We start from the raw sequence: 656 nt of genomic DNA, 5'->3' as shown, positions 1-656 counted from the left end.
CTTTTCTTCTCATTTTATTTATAACCTCAATAATAAGTTTTAATTATTTGATTATATCATTATAATATATATTTTGACAAATTATTTATTTTCTTATATTATATTATCCAATATTTTATTTAATTTTATATTAAAAATTTAATTAAAAAATTGGAGTGTTTCTTATGAAGATAGCTATATGCCAATTTGAAATAATACCTTCTATGCCGGTGATAAATGCTAGTAAAATGATTAAATATATTGAAGAAGCAAGGGATAATAAGGCAGATATTATTGTTTTTCCAGAGCTTTCTGTTTCTGGGTATATGGTTGGAGATATGTGGGAGAGTGAATCATTTGTAAGAGAATGCGAGAGACTTGGAGAAGAGATAATAAAAGCTTCTAAAGATATATATGTTATTTTTGGTAATATTGCTTTAGATAAAGCTAAAAAAAACTTTGACGGAAGAGTGAGAAAATATAATGCATTGTTTGTAGCAAAAGATGGCAAGCTTATAGACAATAATACAACAGAATATAATTTCTTTATAAAAACTCTTCTTCCAAATTATAAAGAGTTTGATGACAGCAGACATTTTTACAGCTTAAAAGATTTAGCTTTAGAAAATGATGTAAGTATAAAAAAATATTTAAAACCATTAGAGATAGAAATTAAT

At 24.2% G+C, this 656-nt stretch carries 1 protein-coding gene; it reads left to right on the top strand.

The features are described from left to right. Window positions 1-164: 164 nt before the first annotated feature. On the top strand, window positions 165-656 hold a 492-nt coding region (locus GQX97_RS13690; protein WP_304488840.1), incomplete at its 3' end, for a nitrilase-related carbon-nitrogen hydrolase.

The organism is Brachyspira sp. SAP_772 (assembly GCF_009755885.1).
In the GTDB taxonomy this organism is placed as follows: domain Bacteria; phylum Spirochaetota; class Brachyspiria; order Brachyspirales; family Brachyspiraceae; genus Brachyspira.
Note: the sequence above shows the minus strand (reverse complement) of the source record. Positions and strands in the feature narration are given on the sequence as shown.